We start from the raw sequence: 19763 nt of genomic DNA, 5'->3' as shown, positions 1-19763 counted from the left end.
ATCGGAAGTACCAGACTTATCTTTTAGGCTATTCCGCATCATCCAATAATTTATTAAGCTCGTCTACCATGGCATCATCTATGATGCTGTCTTCTACATAGCTTACGATCTCATCTATGGTCGTCAAATCCATTTCCCGAATACCTAAGCTGGCTAGCTGCTTATTAATAGAGTCTAAACTGTCATTGTCTTCAGAGTCATCCAATAAATCCTCTTCGAATCTACCTCTAACAAACCAATACATTTTTTCTAGCACAGTGTCTTTTTTGGTTAAAGTAGAATAACCATCGCCATAAATAAATAAATTAAAATGATAAAGTATCTCTATATCATTAATAAAAAAAGTACGCTGACACTCTAAAGTATAGGCTTGGATTTCTTTGTCTTCAACGCTTTCATCATTTTTATTGTCTTCATCATATTCGATCGCTTCCTCTACCAATCCGCCCAGTATTTGATAGTCGCCTACTTTAATTTTATGATTATAAATGATAGAGGATTCTGCGATTGCATCGAAAATAATAGCACTGACATCCAACGTATTATTATCGATGTCATAAAATCTCTTTAGTGCGGGTAAAAACTCAGTTAGCTTGTCTTCAGGTACTGGGATCAAAAACTGCTGCTCGTATATTTTAATCATATCTTCAGGCGCATAGGTATTGGCAGTATCAGTCTCGTTTCTACCTGTGGGCTGTAAAGGTGCAAAATCATACGGGTTACTATTGGTCATTTAGGATTGCCTTTTTATTTGGGTTAGCAGTAATAGATGTCTACTATTAAAAAAATATGCGTTTCGATATGTGTTTCTATATGCGCTTCTAAGGACATATAAACCTCTCAATATATGCTTAGAATGTATGCGGGTATTGTCGCTTATTTGGACAATTTTAGATAGGCAGCGATAGATATACCACTTGAATTATTTTCATAAAAAAAGACCTTGCCCATCAATCAGGCAAGGTCTAAACGTTAAGCTGTCACGCTAAGGCTATTTTTTAATTATAAAAACAATAACCCTAACCCAATCACAACGCCACTGACGACCAAAACAATGACACAAAAGCCCATGATGTCTTTGGCTTTTAGTCCAGCGATTGCCAGTGCAGGCAACGCCCAAAATGGCTGAATCATGTTTGTCCAAGCATCGCCCCATGCGACGGCCATGGCAACTTTCGCGGGGTCACTGCCAAGCATTTCCGCAGCTTCCAGCATAATTGGCGCTTGCACTGCCCATTGTCCACCACCCGAAGGGACGAAAAAGTTGACAAGTCCTGCACTTAAGAATGCAAAAAGTGGCAATGTGTCTGCTGTCGAAACGCTAACGAAAGCTTCTGACATAACGGCTGCCAAACCAGATGCCGTCATCATGCCCATAATACCTGCATAAAACGGAAACTGAACGATGATAGCGCCTGCGCCTTTGACCGCTTCTTGAACGGCAATCAAATACTTGCGAGGCGTTCCATGGAATATGATGCCAAGGAACAAGAACATAAAGTTGACCAAGTCTAGCGTTAACGCAAAGCCATTTTGTACAAAATAATAGACGATAAAGGCAAGCCCCAATGCGCCTATGACCATCGATAAAATCCAACTGTTTTCTAAACGTTCTGCTGGTGTCATGTCCGATTTTGCCGGAAGCTTTTCAATGACGGGATCAGCCAAAACCTTTGGATTTACGGTAACGGTATCTTCTCTTTTTGGCATCATTAAACGGTTTAATAACGGGACAATAATGACCAGCGCAGCAACGATAATTAAGTTATAACCCGCAAAGATAGTCGCAGTCGTCGGAATAATACCAATTTTGTCAACGAAAGGATGGCCTTCTGTGGCAATCGATAGAGGAATCGAGCCAGAGAATCCAGCATGCCAAATGATAAATCCTGAATAAGCACTGGCAATCAATAAACGGTAATCAACATGTTCAACACGCTTTGCCAACTCTTTGGCGAATAACGCACCGATGACTAACCCAAATCCCCAGTTGATCCAGCTCGCTGCCAGAGAAACTAAGGTTACCCAAATAATAGCACTACCTGGCGACCGTGCAAAACCGGCAAGCTTGCCAAGCCCTTGTTTAAATATTGGGCTGCTTGCCAAGACAAAACCAGTGACGAGCACCAGCACCATTTGCATTGAAAACGCGAGTAATGCCCAGAACCCTTCACCCCAATATGCCACCATCTGTACAGGCGAAGAATCAGTCAGCCCTAAGCCCATACCAAAAATGACGACAGTTAAGATAATCACAAACAAAAACGGATCCGGTAAATACCTCTCCATCAAACTGTTCGAAAAACGTGTAATTCCTTTCATTTTACAACTCCCTTTGTATATAAATTCGAACGTCGTCCATAACCCTAAGGTTACCGCATTATTGCTTTGTATTCTTACTCATTCAGCAACAATCGGCTTTTATTATTCTGTGTCAGCTTTTTACATTTTCTTTATCATTTTTCAAAAGAAAAAGTCTTTGTAGAGCCGTATCGCCCCACAAAGACTTCCAGTCATGAAACCTCTTGCACAAATCATTGAGAGCCTTTGTGAATCTATTAGAGAGAGTCAATAAACAGGTATCGTCTAAAAATTTATTGCTATAATTTAGTTCTATAAGAAGCTATATGTTAAGTTTTTCAGATAAGTCTATTAAAGTCCTAATGTTAAGAAAACCAGAAGATTCACGCTCTTGGTATCAAGAAGGAAAGACCACTATATCACTCTCTTCTTGCCAAAGGGGAAACTTGGTCATGGCTTGCAAAAAAAGTGGCTGCTCTAGCCAGTGCTGTAGCCATCGCTGCAGATTCGGGTAAGGTAAGCTATAAAAGACATCGCGATCCACATGGGCAAATTGACGGACAAAAGGTATGATACCAATATCGGCAATGGTCGGGCTATCCCCCAGTAAATATGAGTTTTTAGTCAACAGCTCCTCTAAAACTTGTAAAAAGACTTCACCTCGTTGTCGATACTCTGTCTGGGTCATCTCAACATGACGGTCAGCATATTTATAGCGATCCAGCCAATGCTTAAATTCATTGTCGTTTTGATCGAGCAGAGTATTACTTTGATGCAAGACCGCTGCATTGAGTAACCCCTGCGGATCTGTCTGCTCAAGCGCCCACACCATTATGTCGCGACTCTCTTCAATCACCACACCATCAGCAAGCTGCAAAACAGGGACAGTGCCTTTCGGACTAATAGCCAGCATTTGAGATGGTTTATTTTTCAGAGCTATCTCTCGCAGCTCTACCTGCAACTCAGCAAATAAAATACCGAGTCGGGCGCGCATGGCATAAGGACAGCGACGAAAAGAGTATAGGCGATGCAGTGAAGAAGTCATGGATATTTTTCGCAGTTGAATTGAGGTCAATGTGCTCAGAGTTGGAAGACTATTATCTTACTACTTGAAGACTATTATCTTACTACTTATTGCTTTCCACGATAAACTACTTGTCGCCTTCCACGATAAATAGTATGAAAAATATCTTTCACCTGCATATGATAACAATGCGAACACTAATCCTCAATGATAGGAGACAAACGTTTCATCTCTCTATCAAGCTAAAAAACCAAATGAAACCTATTGCCTTCAAATATAGTCAAAATACCCCAAAATGCTACGATACGGCTGATATCAATTTTTTGTAGCCTCTATCTGCATAGGCACAGCAAGCAAGCAAGCAAGCAAGCAAGCAAGCAAGAAAAATTAATATCAGCAGTGCGTGATGTATCGATATTACTTTTCACTGACTATATCTGTTTTAAACATGTCATCAGCGAGTCTCAGGCATCTTGAATACAGAATTCAATTGCTTTTATTTATTTTAGGATATAGATTCAAGGAAACTTTACGAAAAAAATGATGTATTCATCGCCTTAAAAACAGTCAAGGATGACCTAATGAACAATAATTCAACGCCGAATGTAAAAGACCATGTAACCGAACAAGAATGGCAGATGCGAGTCAATCTGGCGGCTTGTTATCGATTGATTGCCTCGTATGGTTGGGATGATTTGGTTTTTACTCATATTTCGGCACGCGTACCAGATACTGAGGATGAATTTTTAATTAACCCCTACGGTTTATTGTTCGAAGAGATTACTGCCTCTAATCTGGTCAAAGTCAATCAAGCTGGTGAAAAAGTGTCTTCATCAGCATTCGATATCAATCCTGCCGGATTTACCATTCATAGCGCCGTCCATGAAGCCCGTAACGATGCCCACTGCGTGATTCATCTGCATACCAGCGATGGTGTCGCTGTATCTACTCAGCAGCAGGGCTTACTGCCTATCTCACAGCAATCCTTATTTCCATTATCTAACTTGGCATATCACGATTACGAAGGTGTCGCCTTAAACCCTGAAGAAAAAGTACGTTTAGTCGCTGACCTTGGCGAGGCCAATTTTATGATTTTACGTAATCATGGCTTACTCACTTGTGCCAGCACGGTGGCGGATGCTTTTTTATATATGTATATCATGCAAAAAGCCTGCGAGGTTCAAATCAAGGCACAAAGCGGCGGCAGTACATTGACCTTGATATCACCGCAAATATTGGCTGGTATCCAAGCGGCATCCAAGCAAGTGACCAAAGAAGCCAATGGTGACATTGCGTGGCCCGCCTTATTAAGAAAACTCCGCCGCACTGATCCGTCATTTGAGGAGTAGTCTTCGATGATAACACTGAGCGAATGGCAACAGCAGGGACAGCTTGAATCTATTAATGGTCAGCAGATTTTTACCCGTCAGGGCGGAGACAAAGACACGCCAGCCTTACTGTTGATTCATGGCTACCCTAGCGCCAGTTGGGACTGGGAAGGTATGTGGGATAAGCTCACTGAGCATTATTATGTGATTACTCTGGATATGTTGGGGTTTGGCTTGTCTGATAAACCCAAAAACGTGCGCTACTTAATCAGTGAGCAAGCTGATATTTTTGAGACTGTTTTGCAGCGTCTTGGTGTCAAGGACTATCATATTTTGGCGCATGATTATGGCGATACGGTTGCACAAGAATTATTGGCGAGACAAGTTGATGACAGTAGTGATAGCAGCGACAGGCACATTGCCAGTGTATGTTTTTTGAATGGTGGCTTATTTCCTGAAACTCACAAACCCATTCTGATTCAAAAACTGTTGTTGTCGCCATTAGGGCCTTTGCTATCCAAATTCATTAACAAGCGAAAATTCGCGGACAATTTGCAACACATATTTGGACCTGCAACACCGCCAACCCCTGAAGTCATCGACACATTATGGCAGCTGTTAACGCACAATAATGGTTTAGCAGTGATGCACAAGTTGATTGACTATATCCCTCAACGTCAACAATACCGTGAACGCTGGGTAGGCGCGATTATCAATAGCAACGTACCGGTCAAACTGATCGCAGGTGCCAAAGACCCCATCTCAGGTCAACATATGATTCATCGTTATCGTGAATTGATTCCCAATGCCAATACCACAGAAATGTCAGCATTGGGACATTATCCGCAAATCGAAGATGCTGACGCTATCAGCGCTGAATATCTGACATTTAGGAAAAGTGTTGGATAAAGCATCAGTGATGAGTGTTGGCAAATGTGATAAGCCATTCGCTAATCATGTTTTGTTAGCCGATTTTCTCAGCTCATGACGCAATATCTTACCGACTGTCGACTTGGGTAATTCATCAATAAATTCGATCTGTCTGGGACGTTTGTACCCCGTCAGATCTTCTTTACAGAACTGCATGATTTCATCCTTTGTCAGACTGGCATTAGCTTTAACGATAAAGACTTTGACCGACTGTCCCTGTAACTCATCATCGATACCAACGACGGAACATTCAGCTACTTTAGGATGTCGCTCGATCACGTTTTCCACTTCATTAGGATAGACATTAAAACCACTGACGATAATCATGTCTTTTTTGCGATCATAGATTTTTACGTAGCCCTTCTCATCCATAGACCCGATGTCACCGGTCTTTAGATAGCCGTCAGTGGTGAAGAACCCAGTATTGTCGATATTGTGGTAGCTTGCGATGACATTATCACCTTTAATACATATTTCCCCAATCTCACCGACTTCTAAAACCGTCTCATCTTCATCACGGATATTGATATCTACACCAGGTAGCGGCATGCCGATGCTGCCGTTGAACGCTTTGTTGGTAAAGGGATTGGCCGTGCCCACGCCAATGGTTTCTGACATCCCCCAACCTTCTAAAATAGGATGACCAGTCGAGTCGAGCCATTTTTTGGCGGTTTCTGGCGTCGCTGCCATGCCCCCAGCCAAAGAGAGTTTTAACTCAGAAAAGTCAATCGTTTTAAACTGCGGATGTGCCATCAAGGCCTGATATAGCGTATTTACTGCTGGTAAAAGATGGAATGGCCGCGAGTTTAAAGTCTTTATAAAACCATCAATATCACGCGGATTGGTAATGAGCGTCAGGTGCTGCCCCACTCTGAAACCTAGCATAGCAACCACAAAAGCAAAGATATGATAAAGCGGCAAAGTAACAATGGTATTCATTTGCTTATCATCGTCCACATCAGCATACACAGGCTGAAACCATGCCTCAAACTGCGAGGTTGCAATCTCTATGTTGTGATGACTGACGATAATACCTTTAGCTTTGCCTGTCGTGCCACCTGTATACGTTAACAACGCCACGTCTTTAGTATCCGCGTCAGGTCGGGTATAGCTCATATTTCTACCCTTTTTTAGGACAGACTTATAGCTTTGTACTTGATACTGAGCATTAGATTTAAGTGAGTGTGGCGGGACTGCTTTTTTAATATACTTGGCAGCCAAGTCGACGATTTTGCCTTTGACAGTGCCCAGCATATCCCCGATATCGCTATAGATAATGGTTTTTACATCCGTGTCATGGACAATTTTTTCGAGGGTTGAACAAAATGGGGTCAAAATAAATATCGCTTTACAGTCAGAGTCGTTCAGTTGATGCCTCAACTCACGCGCCGTGTACAAAGGATTAACGAGGGTAATGACCATTCCTGCCCGTAGTACACCGATGACGATGGGCAGATATTGATTGACGTTCGGCATCATAATGGCTATCACCGATCCTTTTTCAAGATTAAGTCCTTGAATCCAAGCAGCAATAGCTTTAGAGGTTTCATCAACCTGTGCATAGGTATAAGTGACACCCATGTTGGTGATAAATTCCTGTTGAGAAAATTTTGTAAAAGAGCATTCAAACAGTTCTAGTAATGACTGGTTTGTCGCTGAGATATCAGACACGACGCCTTTCGGATAGTGATCTATCCAAATTTTTTTCATCATAACCTTCCTTGGTCATTGGTCATTAATTTTTTGGAGAGCGCTATCTATTGGCTATAAAATTAATATCCTATTTTACTGCCAGCCGGGTGTAGCACTATACTCATCTTGATGTGAAAATAAAGGATGCGCTTGGGCTTCCTCTAGGGTCAGTACTGGGGTCACGCAGACATCTGCTGACGCAAAAACTTGTTGCCAATGCTCAAGTGTTTGACTGGCAAATTTATCGCTTACCGTCTTAGCCGCCGCTTGGCTTTCAGAGGTGTTAGGCATAATACCAAGTTGCCAATGGCTATTTTTTAGCGCAGGCAAATCCAATACTTCACACAATCCTTGCCAAAATTTTAGCTCTAGCGAACCAACGGCCATATGACGCTTGTCTGCTGTTTTATACAATCGATAGCAGGGTAATAAACCACCCAAAAAATCATGCTGCGGTGCTGGTTTTTGTCCTGAGAAGCTTTTCACTAGCGCTCCCGTTGCCTTTGGCATAACCAGATGCTGATACAAGCTGTGCGTCATACTGACGGCAATATGACGACCTTTGCCGGTACGCTGGGCGGCGAACACAGCAGCGAGCAATGCAATCACAGCGGTATCACTGCCGCCTGCCAAATCTGCGAATTGCACGTTAGGCATCGCCTGCTCGCCAGTGGCAGTCTTTAGCTGATCAAGCACACCGCTCATCGCCATAAAATTAATATCGTGACCGGCTTTATTGACCCAGTCATGAGTGATCGCTTTGTCTACTGTACTGCCACCCGCCACGCCATAACCAGTGATCGATACCATCACCAGCTTTGGATTAAGCGCATGCAATGTTTTGGCATCTAATCCCATGCCCTCTAACACGTCAGGGCGAAAGCTGTCTAACATCACATCGGCATCTTTGAGATGCGCTTTGATAGCGTCAATACCTTTGGGATCACGAAAGTCGTGTTTCTCGGTGGTTTTACCATGGTTTAATGCTTTAAACAATTCGCCAAAGGCTCTGGCAGGATCGCCATTTTTGGGCTCAATTTTAATAATTTCTGCGCCCAAATCGGCAAGCAATCGCGTAGCAAAAGGCCCCGGCAAGTTACGAGTCAAATCGACCACTCGCAACCCCTGTAAACAATCTGCCATAGAATGCGCTATTGTATTAGCCATCTACAAACTCCTCGCCTTTTTTGGCCATATCCACAAGAATCTGCGCAGGTTCAAAACGCTCACCGTATTTGCTAGCAAGCTCATGGCTGCGTGCAATGAATGTCTCTAGACCCATCGAATTAATAAATTGCAGAGTGCCGCCTTGATGTGGCGCAAAACCCCAACCAAAGATTGAGCCGATATTGGTATCAGCGACAGAGCGCACGACGTTTTCTTGATAGCATTTAGCAGATTCGTTGGCTTGGATAAACATCAAACGATCAATCATATCCTGCTGAGTTGGCTGCTCATCCTTGGTGGGAAAAAGATTGGTCAACTCAGGCCATAGTTTTTTGTCACCGTTTTCTTTATAGTCATAAAAACCTTTGCCGTTCTTTTTTCCTTCTCGGTCATGCTCATTGACCAGCGTTTTGAGTATCTCGTACGAGGGACGCACAGTGATAGGCTTGCCTTCAGCTTGCATATCCAGCTGCTGCTGTTCACTCACGTGCAAAGCCAGACTTAATGACACCTCATCTTGCAATGCCAGTGGCGGCATGGGCATACCTGTTTTCATGCCAGCGACCTCAATACTGCGCGGATGGACGCCCTCTCCTAACATTGCAATACCTTCTGACACATAGGTACCAAATACGCGCGACGTATAAAAACCGCGACTGTCATTAACAACGATGGGTGTCTTACCAATTTGAACGACATAATCAAACGCTTTTGCTAAAGTGGCGTCGTCAGTTTGCTCGCCCATGATAATCTCAACCAACGGCATCTTGTCGACTGGCGAGAAGAAATGCAGACCGATAAATTGATTGGGACGCGTGCTGGCTTTTGCCAATCCAGTGATAGGCAATGTTGACGTATTAGACGCATAGACAGCAGTGTTAGGAATAACTGCCTCAGACTGCTCAGTACACTTGGCTTTAATCTCACGGTTTTCAAAGACGGCTTCGATAATCAGATCGCAGTCTGCCAAATCATCATAAGACACTGTCGGCTTGATGCGATTGAGTAACGCTTGCTTTTTCTCTTCCGTGGAGCGTTTACGGCTAATGGCTTTATCCAAAATGGTGGCAGAATAGGCTTTGCCTTTTTCAGCGCCTGCCATTTCGGTATCTAAAAGTACCACTTCTATGCCTGCTTTGGCTGAGACATAAGCGATACCTGCACCCATCATGCCAGCACCTAAGATACCGACTTTTTTAGTTTGTGTCCGCTCAAAGCCATCAGGACGCGACTGACCTTTTTTGATGCTGTTTAGCTGCGTCCATAGCGTGTTAATCATATTTCTAGACTCAGCAGACAGCACACAAGCAGCGAAGTAGCGTGACTCAAGCTCAAGTCCCGTATCGATATCCACTAAACAGCCTTCGAACACGCAAGACATGATATGGGTAATCGCAGGATAGTTGCCGTGTGATTTTTGATTGGCCATGGCAGGCGCGATAGAAAATATGGGTACGACTTTGGGATGTTTACTGTCACCGCCGGGGATTCTGAAGCCTTTTTTATCCCACGGTTGCTGCGCTGTAGGATTGGCCTTTATCCAATCTGTCGCCTGCTTGAGCATATCTGCTTTGTCAGTGGCAGTGGCATCGATTAAACCCATGTCTTTAGCAGCATCTGGGCGCAACTCTTTACCTTGGGTCATCAGCTCTAAAGCTGATTGAATACCGACCAATCGCGGTAAACGCTGAGTACCACCGCCACCCGGTAGCAAGCCCAATTTGACTTCAGGTAGACCCAGTTTGGTTTTAGGCGAATCAATCGCGATACGATAATGACACGCCAATGCTAGCTCCAAACCACCGCCAAGTGCCGTTCCAGTCATGGCAGCGACGACAGGTTTACCTGATTTCTCTAGTTTGCGTAAGCTAGCTTTCAGGTCTTCGGCTAGCTCAAAGGCTTGTTCAGCGGTTTTAATACTGGCCAATTGGTCAATATCAGCACCGACGACAAAGGTTTCTTTACCAGAGGTCAGAATCAAACCTTTGGCGGACGCATCGTTAATAAAGCTGTCTGTCATCACTGCAAAAGTATCGGTAAAACCATCGCCAATGACATTCATTTTGCGACTGCTTTGGTCAATCGTGACGGTGATAATGCCATTATCAGATTCGGCAGAAAAGTTATTCAATGCATTGATGGCATCTACGCTGTTTATGCTCATGTTAAGTCCTTCTTATATTATTTTATGTCGATATAAATCACTAAAAATCTCTTAGCCCTGTCCATTAACGCTATCCATTAACGCTATTTATTAGCATTATCTATTAGTGCTATACGCGCTCAATAATAGTCGCAATGCCCATACCACCACCGACACAGAGTGTGATCATGGCCGTTTTTAGGTCGCGACGTTCTAATTCGTTAAGGACAGTAGTCATGAGCATCGCGCCCGTGGCACCAAGAGGATGACCCATAGCGATTGCGCCACCATTGACGTTGACGATATCAAGCGAGATGCCGAAGTCATCAGCAGTATTGAGTGGCACGGCAGCAAAAGCTTCGTTGATTTCCCATAGGTCTATATCTGAAGCTTGCATACCCGCTTTTTTGAGCACTTTTTGGCAAGCAGGAGTTGGCCCTGTCAGCATAATGGCGGGTTCCGAACCAACAACTGAAGCCATCGTGATTTTGGCACGGGGTTTGAGACCGGCTTTTTTACCAGCAGCAGCGCTACCGACTAAGCAAATTGCCGCGCCATCGACGATGCCTGACGAGTTACCCGCATGATGCACGTGATTCACTTTTTCAATAGTGGTATACCTGTCCAAGATCACGCTATCAAAGCCCATCTTGCCCGGCATAATAAAGGAAGGATTGAGACCTGCTAAGGTCTCGACATTGGTATTGGGACGGATGGTTTCGTCTTTATCCAATAATGTCATGCCATTGATATCAGTGACAGGAACGACCGATTTATCATAATAGCCCTGCTCCCACGCATTCGCAGCGCGGCGATGCGATTCGCTAGCAAAGGCATCGACATCGGTACGACTAAAGCCTTTCAGCGTCGCGATGGTATCTGCACCAACGCCTTGCGGGACAAAATGCGTCGCTTCGTTAACGCGTGGATCCATATACCATGCACCGCCGTCAGAGCCCATCGGTACGCGGCTCATCGACTCTACGCCGCCTGCAACGACCATATCTTCCATACCTGACATGACCTTGGCGGCAGCGAGATTGATAGACTCCAGACCTGACGCACAAAACCGAGACAAAGTAACGCCCGCCACACTTTGCGCCCAGCCAGCATCAATGACGGCAATACGGGCAATATCAGAACCCTGCTCACCAACGGGTGTCACACAACCAAGCACCACATCATCAACCAAACTGGTGTCCAAATGATGCCGCTGTTGCATCTCTTTTAATAGAGTACGGGTCAGCCAAATTGGTGACGCCTGATATAAGGAGCCATCCTTTTTACCTTTGCCGCGCGGAGTACGGATAGCATCATAAATGTAAGCAGTCTCAGTCATAAAAATCCCTTTTTTTCTTTTTTAAATAAATAGCAATGATGGCAATCTAATCGCCATGTTAAAATCAATAAGTAGAACCAGTAATCAGAATAAATAAGTAGATCAGCCACTTACATAAAGCGTGACGCCAGCTCTTTCATGATTTCATTGGTGCCGCCGTAGATTTTCTGTACGCGGGCATCGGCATAGAGGCGAGCGATTGGGTACTCTGTCATATAACCATAACCGCCAAACAACTGGACGCATTCGTCGATCACATCACACTGCTTTTCTGTCACCCAGTATTTAATCAATGATGCCTGCGGTACTGTCAATTTGCCTTCTAACATGGCATCAACAGCGGCATCGCACATAGTGCTGGCAGCGAGATAATCGGCGTAGCATTCTGCCATTTTAAAGCGCGTATTTTGAAACTTCCAAATCGGTTTGCCAAACGCTTCCCGACCTTTGACATAATCTAGCGTCAAATTGATCGCCAGCTTCATCGCACCAACGCCCGTTAAGGCAATGATTAAACGCTCGCGTGGCAGCTCTTGCATCATTTGAATAAAGCCCATGCCTTCGGCAGTGCCCAACAGATTTTTTTGCGGCACACGCACATTACTAAAGAATAATTCCGACGTATCTTGTGAGGTCAGACCAATCTTGTCGAGGTTACGACCACGTTCAAACCCTTCTACCTTGTCCGTTTCTACCACGATAAGCGAGACGCCTTGCGCGCCTTTTTCCCGATCGGTTTTGCACGCGAGCAAAATCAGGTTGGCATGCTGACCGTTGGTAATAAAGGTTTTTGAGCCATTGATAATATAATCATCGCCATCTTTTACCGCATAGGTTTTGATGTTTTGTAGATCTGAGCCAGTACCAGGTTCGGTCATGGCAATCGCAGCCACATACTCGCCCGTCGCCATCTTAGGCAGCCATTCTTGTTTTTGCGCTTCTGTGCCATGACTCAAAATATAGGGAGCGACAATCCCTGAATGTACCATGCCACCGAACCCTGATTGATTGGCTTCCGCTTGTGCGTATAACAGCGCCGCTTCATGACCGAAATCGCCGCCGCCGCCGCCATACTCCTCAGGTATAGAGACACATAAGAAACCGTTTTCACCTGCCTCTTCCCACGCGGCACGGTCTATCATGCCATTTTTGCGCCACTGTTCATCCTTTGGCTCCCAACCTTTGAACATTTTAAGCGCACTGTCATAGACCATTTCGTGCTCTTCGGTCATCCAGTTTGGGGTAAATTTTTCAATACTCATGTTGTCTATCCTTGACGATGGGAAGTTGCTATCGGTTAATATAAAATGCTATTGAGCATAAATATATCACTTATGGTAATATAAATTACCGTTTGGTATAATCTAAAAATTCTTTGTATTTATTGATATTCAAGACTCATACTAAGATAGTGAAAGAAAATACGCAACCTACCAACAAGCAATGGTAATTCATATTACCTAATAAAATTTTAGCGTATCAAACGACCAAATAAGTGGCTATCGAACTGTCTAAAACCCCCTATCCTAAAGGAATGATAAAGCATGCAATCCACGAATCAGATGCCTAACATGACTGAGAGCCGAGCACTGGCACCTTTATCAGATATGCGCCCTGCGACTTTAGAAAAAATTGAAAAAGCGGTTCGTAAAGTGTTTGCAGGTTTTGATGCTAACGAAGTGACGATGGTGCAAATTGCGAAGTCTGCCAACGTCTCATTGCAAACCCTCTATAAATACTTCGGGGACAAACAAACGCTATTCAACACGGTGATGGATATCGTACTCGGCAGACTGGCGGCACGCATCATGGATCATTTGCAAGGCATTGACAGCGTGCAAGATCGCCTGCGTAAGACGCTATGGGTATGTTTTGACTTCGTAGACTCGCATCCTGATGCGGTTATGGTGCTGTCATCGGTATCGGTATCACGCATTCGTCACATTGCTATCTATGAGAATAAGGAGCTGATTGGGGCATTTTTGGAGGTACTAGAAGACGGTCAGAAACGTGGTGTATTGAACAACACCGTGCCGCTATATATTCTGTTCGATGTGTTTATGGGTTTTATCAGCCGTTTGGGTTTGATGCACATCATGCGGCAGACAAATGCCCCGATAAATAAAGAATTTGATGCACTGTTCGTCATTTTATGGCGAGCCATATCTAAGCCTGAAGCATAAATAAGCTTAGATAATTTACAAAAACGAAAAAGCCTCACTATCAAGTGAGGCTTTGCTCTGTTTAAAAGCTTATTTGCGCCGATTTTTAGACCTATGGTGTCATCGAGACTCTCAAACACTACTCGATTTTGGCAATCCATACGCTATTCTGTTAACCACTTCATTATTGTGCTCAACCGTCAAACGGTAGCCTTGGATGATGCCGTCATAAGGTAGATTGCCTTCATAATACTGATAGTGCTCACGGATACCTTTTTTCACTATCGACGCACGCTCGCGCTCGCTCAGTTTGGCAAATCCCTCTGGTAGCTGCACTTGAGCCAACCGAGAAGCACCATCACGAGACATCCAATTTGCGCCCGCAGTAAACGTAAAATTCACATCGGCTCGTAAGCTGTATTCGGGTAAAGAATTGGGACAATGCGCTAAGTCATGCTTAATCTGAGCGATATCTTCTACAAATGGCTGGTACGGTATCTCAAGTATGTTAAACAACTTTGCTAAGAATTCATCGGCAGTAAAGTATTTATCCATGTAACTACCATCAAGCCCCAGATACTTATTCGACAATACATGACGTAAGCGATCACAGGCAGGTATCGTGTGTTTGAGAGGATACCCCATGGCTTTGATGATAGCTTGCGAACGCAGCTCAAGCGTGTCTATTTGATTGACTGCATATTGCGCGAGAGGGTGGCGCGGGTGATAACGACGGGTATATTTGGATTGATTGGTAGCGTGGCTTGTAAAATTGGACACCTTAGACTCCTGTAACTCCGACGAAAAAGTATAAAACGAGCCCATATAGGCAAATAAAATTAGGCACAAATGAGGATGTCGGAGTACAGGCTCATGCGCTTTACCAGAATTGTTTTATATCGTGCTGGAAGTTGCAAGGTTCGTATGCCACCATTAATTATAATAACGGACGACGATACAAAGCTGTTAAACCCACGATAGATCAGCTAGCGATGATAGCACATCAGCTGCTGAAAGATAAATACAGATATTGTTCCTCTTTTCTTACACCCTTACTGTTGTCAATACTCACCCTATATCTTCCTACTGTAGCCAAAAAACTATCTAATGATTTTTAGACATTGCCCTGCATGATAGAGCGTCAGCCCTACTTCAGTAAATCCAGATTTCATCGCACCCAATGCTATCTTTGACTCTTCCAAGGTTTTAAATGGCAATGGAATACTGGCTCTGTCTCCAGTCAAGATATAATCCGCAAAGCATTTGCCCATGAGCGTACCAGTGGTAATGCCACGTCCATTGTAGGCAGTCGCTGTCAATAATCCTTCGTCAGGTTCCAAAACACGGAAGATATGATCTTGCGTAAAGCCAAAATTGCCGCACCATTCATATTGCCAGTTAAATGCTGGCAAATCAGGATAATAGCTCTTTCGCACAGCGTTCGCCCATGACTGATAGAAGGATTTTGGTTTAAGTTGCCTGCCACCCACCGTTCCCAATAACAAGCGATCGTCCTTGTCACGGCGAAAGCTCGATAATGCCAAGCGCGTATCCCATGCCCCTGTTTTGTACGGTAAAATACGATCTGCTACTGCTCCACTGAGCGGCTCAGAAGCGATCTGATAATAAGCGACGAGATAAAAAGTCTTAGTAATTTCTGTCCATTCGCCTTCAGTGTAGGCATTGGTCGCAATGATGACGCGCTCAGACTTGACCCGAGCTTTGGGAGTTCTTGTGTACCAATGACCGTCTACTTTCTCCAGCGCCTCGACAGCGGAATGCTCGTAGATGATTACGCCAAGACTGGTCGCGACTTTTGCGAGTCCTCTGACATAAGCCAGCGGGTTGATAGTACCCGCACGATGATCTAGTAGTGCTTTATTGATACTTTTGGTGCCGCAATATTCATGGCATTTGCTGCCAGTTAACACCTCAACATTCGCACCGCGACGGCTCAACTGCTCGTATCTGACATCGACATCGACTTCACCTTTGGCGTTATGCGCCATATGGATGTTACCGGCTTGGGTGGCTTGCGCGTCGATATTATAACGTTTGATTAGGTCAAATACTAAGCTTGGTGCTTGTCCAAGCGCTTCTGTGAGCCGCTCGCCAGCAGCTTCACCTAGCGCAATATTTAAGTCATCAGGGCGTGCCCACGTCCCTGCATTGACCAGCCCAACGCTTTTCCCTGAACCGCCACTACCAATCGTTTGGCTCTCAAGTAAGATAACCTTGACGCCTTTTTCGGCTAAATGAATCGCAGACGATAGCCCTGTATAACCGCCACCAATGATACAAATGGTCGCTTGAGTGTCGCTACTCATCTGACTATAGGACTCAATATTGGGGGCAGTCATGTTCCATAAACATTGCTCTTGTAACATCTCACACTCCCTTCGTGTCACACGTCACTAATTGACGTTGAGGTAGCCGTGTCGAGCTTTTCTACCGAAGGCTCTTCACGCGGTATAAACTTATCAAGGAACGCCCATAGCAAGCCAAACAAAGGCGACAACCAGCAGGCAAAAGCAAAAGGCGCATAAGTCAATGTCGCTATACCAAGGGTCGCAGCAACAAAGCTACCGCCCATGTTCCAAGGAATCAGCGGTGATAATAGCGTGCCACTGTCTTCAATAGAGCGCGTGAGTGTCGTGCGCTTATAGCCCATTTCTTTATATTTGTCTTTTAATAAACGCCCTGGCAGCACCAAGGTCGTATAAACGTCACCGATTAAAGTACCGACACCAAGGACGCTGGCATAAGTCGTCAAAATCAAGCCGATACGCGATTTTACTGCCTTATCTATTTTTGCCATGATGGCTTTTAAGGTGCCGTAGTGTTCAAGCGAGCCGACAAAAGCGAGTGCAAAGATGGTCAAGGTAATGACCCATGTCATTGACATGACGCCGCCTTTTGATAGCAATTTATCAACCACTTCAAAGCCCGTTTCACTGACAAAGCCGTTTTGTAAAACGTTAAAAATATCACTGACCCCAACGCCTTGCATAAAAAACGCAATAACTGATGCCACGACAACACCGCCCAAAACGGTTGGTATCGCTGGCATTTTCATCACAGCGGCAATCACGACCACAAGCGCAGGTAATAAAGTGATGACACTTAAATTGTAATTGTCAGCCAAATTGGTTTGTAAGGCTTGGATAGAAGATAAATCAATACTGTCATCGCCATAACCCATGCCAATCCATGCATAGAGCGCTAAGGCGGTAATCATGGCTGGGACAGTGGTCGGTAGCATACCTTTGATATGGTCCCAAAGCTCCACGCCCGCTGCCGCAGGTGTCAGGTTAGTGGTATCTGACAATGGTGACATTTTGTCCCCGAAAAAAGCACCCGAGACAATAGCACCGCCTGTAAAATGCGCTGGAATGCCAAGCCCCATACCGATACCCATCATCGCCAGCCCTACCGTACCGACTGTACCCCATGAGGTACCAGTGGCAACAGAAATAATGGCGCAAATAATACAAACTGAAAATAAAAAGGAGGAAGGAGAAAAAATACTGAATCCATAGTAAAGAATGGTCGGCACCGTCCCTGCAATAATCCATGAACCAATGAGCATACCGACGCCCATCAGAATAATCATCGCCGGTAAGCCGATTTTAATAACTTTTAAAAACCGCTCCTCCATACCCTGCCAGTCACGACCACGCATCTTCATAAATAAGCCAGTGATTAAAATGCCACAGGCTAATGGAATGTGCGGGGTAAAGTCTTTGAATATGAAAAACTGCACCATAAGAATCATGGCAGTCAATACGAGAGGGGCAATATCAAGTAAGAAGCTAGAAGACGGACCGTAGCCATCATCAGCAGGGTCATGCGGTTTGTCATCGATCATGATAATTCTACCTTCCTTAGTAGTCGTCAATAGTCATTACAACCAATCCTTGATTGCTTATAGTTTTTGGTGTGCCAAACATATATAAAATATGCTTGGCAATTCACGCTGAACACCTTATTTTTGACCACTTATGATGAGTCATTTGTGCTTAACCATTTATATATGAACAATCAATCACCCTGAGTGTTCATACATCTTCATATCAACCAAAACTAATGCCTTGGGCAAGTGGTAGCTCTGTTGAATAGTTGATGGTGTTGGTTTGGCGACGCATATAGGCTTTCCATGCGTCTGACCCTGACTCACGTCCACCGCCGGTTTCTTTTTCGCCACCAAATGCACCGCCGATTTCAGCGCCACTAGTGCCGATATTGACGTTAGCGATGCCGCAATCACTACCGCGATCGCTGAGGAAAGTCTCCGCTTCACGCAAGTCATTGGTAAAGATACATGACGATAATCCTTGTGGCACATCGTTTTGCATCTCGATTGCCTCATCAAAGTCTTTATAGGTCATGACATATAAAATAGGCGCAAACGTCTCACTTCGAGCAACGTCATTTTGCTCATCAAACTCGACAATGGCAGGCGTGACATAATAGGCATCAGGATATTTATCTGCTAGTACGCGTTCCCCGCCTGTCACTATCCCACCCGCTTCACGAGCCTTATTCAAGGTCGCTTGCATGTTATTAAAGCTGTCTTCATCAATCAGTGGGCCGACCAAATTGCCTTCGAGAGGATGACCAATGCTGACGGTTCCATAAGCTGATTTGATGCGTGGCAAGATATCGTCTTTGACAGATTCGTGGACGAAGAGACGGCGTAATGTGGTGCAACGCTGACCCGCTGTACCAACCGCTGAGAATATAATGCCGCGTAGCGCAAGGTCTAAATCGGCAGTCGGTGCCAAAATCATCGCGTTGTTGCCACCAAGCTCAAGCAAGCATTTACCAAAACGCTCAGCGACTTTAGGCCCGACAGTTCTGCCCATGCGTGTACTGCCAGTCGCACTGACCAAGGCAATGTCTTTGTTTTCGACCAAGGCATTACCGATATCCGTCTTACCCAATATCACTTGAGACAAATGATCTGGTGCATCACCGAACTTTGCCAAGGCTTTTTCGAACATGGCTTGACACGCCAAAGCAACCAAAGGGGCTTTTTCTGATGGCTTCCAGATGACAGGGTTACCACAAACAATGGCAAGCGCTGTATTCCAAGACCATACCGCTACAGGGAAGTTAAAAGCGGAGATGACACCGATGACACCAAGCGGATGCCACGTCTCACGCATGTGATGACCTGGGCGCTCTGAGGCAATCGTCAAGCCATATAGCTGACGTGAAACGCCGACAGCGAAGTCGCAAATATCGATCATTTCTTGCACTTCACCTAGGCCTTCTTGTTTGATTTTCCCAGCTTCGAATGATACGAGCATGCCCAAGTCTTCTTTATGCTCACGCAGCACTTCGCCCAGCAGACGAATCAATTCGCCGCGCTTAGGGGCAGGAACGACACGCCATTCCTTAAATGCTGTTTGGGCGTTTTGGATTTTCTTATTGACCTCATCAACGCTATCTAAAGTTATCTTGCCGATAACCGTCCCATCGATAGGCGTATTGACTTCAAAATCGCCATGTTGATATTGTTCTTCTTTGACACCCATGGCTGACATGTATTGCTTAATCATATTCAATCCTTTGTATAGTAATTTATAATCTCTCTGGTCGACCTTTAAGCTACCTTGCAATACTTTAACTTGCAAAATAATAATTTTCTTACCCTCATTCCATTTTGGAATGG

Annotated in this window: 15 protein-coding genes; 3 read left to right on the top strand and 12 right to left on the bottom strand. The window is 44.6% G+C overall.

Features of this window, described 5'->3' with window-relative positions; genetic code table 11:
* Positions 1-28: 28 nt before the first annotated feature.
* The 3 genes from ACTQ9T_RS03565 to ACTQ9T_RS03555 all read right to left on the bottom strand — a co-directional run bounded on the left by ACTQ9T_RS03565 (position 29) and on the right by ACTQ9T_RS03555 (position 3346).
* Positions 29-733 (bottom strand): hypothetical protein, encoded by a 705-nt coding sequence (locus ACTQ9T_RS03565; protein WP_440464088.1) that lies wholly within the window; start codon positions 731-733, stop codon positions 29-31.
* A gap of 269 nt (positions 734-1002) precedes the next feature.
* Positions 1003-2322 carry a short-chain fatty acid transporter gene (locus ACTQ9T_RS03560; RefSeq protein WP_189581244.1) on the bottom strand — a complete coding sequence of 440 codons (1320 nt, stop codon included), beginning with the start codon at positions 2320-2322 and terminating at the stop codon, positions 1003-1005.
* Positions 2323-2698: 376 nt separating this feature from the next.
* Positions 2699-3346 (bottom strand): glutathione S-transferase, encoded by a 648-nt coding sequence (locus ACTQ9T_RS03555; RefSeq protein ID WP_440464087.1) that lies wholly within the window; start codon positions 3344-3346, stop codon positions 2699-2701.
* A 560-nt stretch (positions 3347-3906) separates the two neighbouring features.
* Here ACTQ9T_RS03555 and ACTQ9T_RS03550 point away from each other — a divergent pair.
* The gene (locus tag ACTQ9T_RS03550; RefSeq protein WP_189581239.1) at positions 3907-4674 is read left to right on the top strand and encodes a class II aldolase/adducin family protein; all 768 of its coding nucleotides are present in this window, start codon (positions 3907-3909) and stop codon (positions 4672-4674) included.
* Between the two features lie 6 nt (positions 4675-4680).
* Positions 4681-5562 carry an alpha/beta fold hydrolase gene (locus tag ACTQ9T_RS03545; RefSeq protein ID WP_440464086.1) on the top strand — a complete coding sequence of 294 codons (882 nt, stop codon included), beginning with the start codon at positions 4681-4683 and terminating at the stop codon, positions 5560-5562.
* Between the two features lie 45 nt (positions 5563-5607).
* Here ACTQ9T_RS03545 and ACTQ9T_RS03540 read toward each other — a convergent pair whose 3' ends face one another.
* From ACTQ9T_RS03540 to ACTQ9T_RS03520, 5 genes are all read right to left on the bottom strand, one after another.
* The gene (locus tag ACTQ9T_RS03540) at positions 5608-7296 is read right to left on the bottom strand and encodes an AMP-binding protein (RefSeq protein WP_440464085.1); all 1689 of its coding nucleotides are present in this window, start codon (positions 7294-7296) and stop codon (positions 5608-5610) included.
* Between the two features lie 72 nt (positions 7297-7368).
* A complete protein-coding gene (locus tag ACTQ9T_RS03535) occupies positions 7369-8442 on the bottom strand; it encodes a CaiB/BaiF CoA transferase family protein (RefSeq protein ID WP_440464084.1) in 1074 nt (357 codons plus the stop codon).
* On the bottom strand, positions 8435-10606 hold the full coding sequence (locus ACTQ9T_RS03530) for a 3-hydroxyacyl-CoA dehydrogenase NAD-binding domain-containing protein (RefSeq protein WP_440464083.1): 2172 nt from the start codon (positions 10604-10606) through the stop codon (positions 8435-8437). Before ACTQ9T_RS03530 ends, ACTQ9T_RS03535 begins: the two co-directional genes overlap by 8 nt.
* 109 nt (positions 10607-10715) lie before the next feature.
* On the bottom strand, positions 10716-11924 hold the full coding sequence (locus tag ACTQ9T_RS03525; protein WP_415196568.1) for an acetyl-CoA C-acetyltransferase: 1209 nt from the start codon (positions 11922-11924) through the stop codon (positions 10716-10718).
* Positions 11925-12034: 110 nt separating this feature from the next.
* Positions 12035-13186, bottom strand: coding sequence for an acyl-CoA dehydrogenase family protein (locus tag ACTQ9T_RS03520; RefSeq protein WP_010198593.1), 1152 nt, complete (start codon positions 13184-13186; stop codon positions 12035-12037).
* Positions 13187-13468: 282 nt separating this feature from the next.
* Between ACTQ9T_RS03520 and ACTQ9T_RS03515 the strand changes: the two genes are divergently transcribed.
* Positions 13469-14107, top strand: coding sequence for a TetR/AcrR family transcriptional regulator (locus ACTQ9T_RS03515; protein ID WP_440464082.1), 639 nt, complete (start codon positions 13469-13471; stop codon positions 14105-14107).
* A gap of 111 nt (positions 14108-14218) precedes the next feature.
* Here ACTQ9T_RS03515 and ACTQ9T_RS03510 read toward each other — a convergent pair whose 3' ends face one another.
* The 4 genes from ACTQ9T_RS03510 to amaB form a co-directional block, all read right to left on the bottom strand.
* On the bottom strand, positions 14219-14866 hold the full coding sequence (locus ACTQ9T_RS03510) for a hypothetical protein (RefSeq protein WP_440464081.1): 648 nt from the start codon (positions 14864-14866) through the stop codon (positions 14219-14221).
* Between the two features lie 320 nt (positions 14867-15186).
* Positions 15187-16473: an L-pipecolate oxidase gene (gene amaA / locus ACTQ9T_RS03505; protein WP_440464080.1), complete on the bottom strand. Its 1287-nt coding sequence runs from the start codon at positions 16471-16473 to the stop codon at positions 15187-15189.
* A gap of 17 nt (positions 16474-16490) precedes the next feature.
* Positions 16491-17954, bottom strand: a complete 1464-nt coding sequence (gene nhaC, locus ACTQ9T_RS03500) for a Na+/H+ antiporter NhaC (RefSeq protein WP_189581218.1) — start codon at positions 17952-17954, stop codon at positions 16491-16493.
* Between the two features lie 205 nt (positions 17955-18159).
* Positions 18160-19650: an L-piperidine-6-carboxylate dehydrogenase gene (gene amaB / locus ACTQ9T_RS03495; protein ID WP_440464079.1), complete on the bottom strand. Its 1491-nt coding sequence runs from the start codon at positions 19648-19650 to the stop codon at positions 18160-18162.
* Positions 19651-19763 lie beyond the last annotated feature (113 nt).

Origin of the sequence: Psychrobacter sp. ASPA161_6 (assembly GCF_051970285.1) — a bacterium.
Classification (GTDB): Bacteria; Pseudomonadota; Gammaproteobacteria; order Pseudomonadales; family Moraxellaceae; genus Psychrobacter; species Psychrobacter glaciei.
The sequence above is the reverse complement of the archived record's forward strand: the minus strand, read 5'-3'. Positions and strand labels throughout refer to the sequence as shown.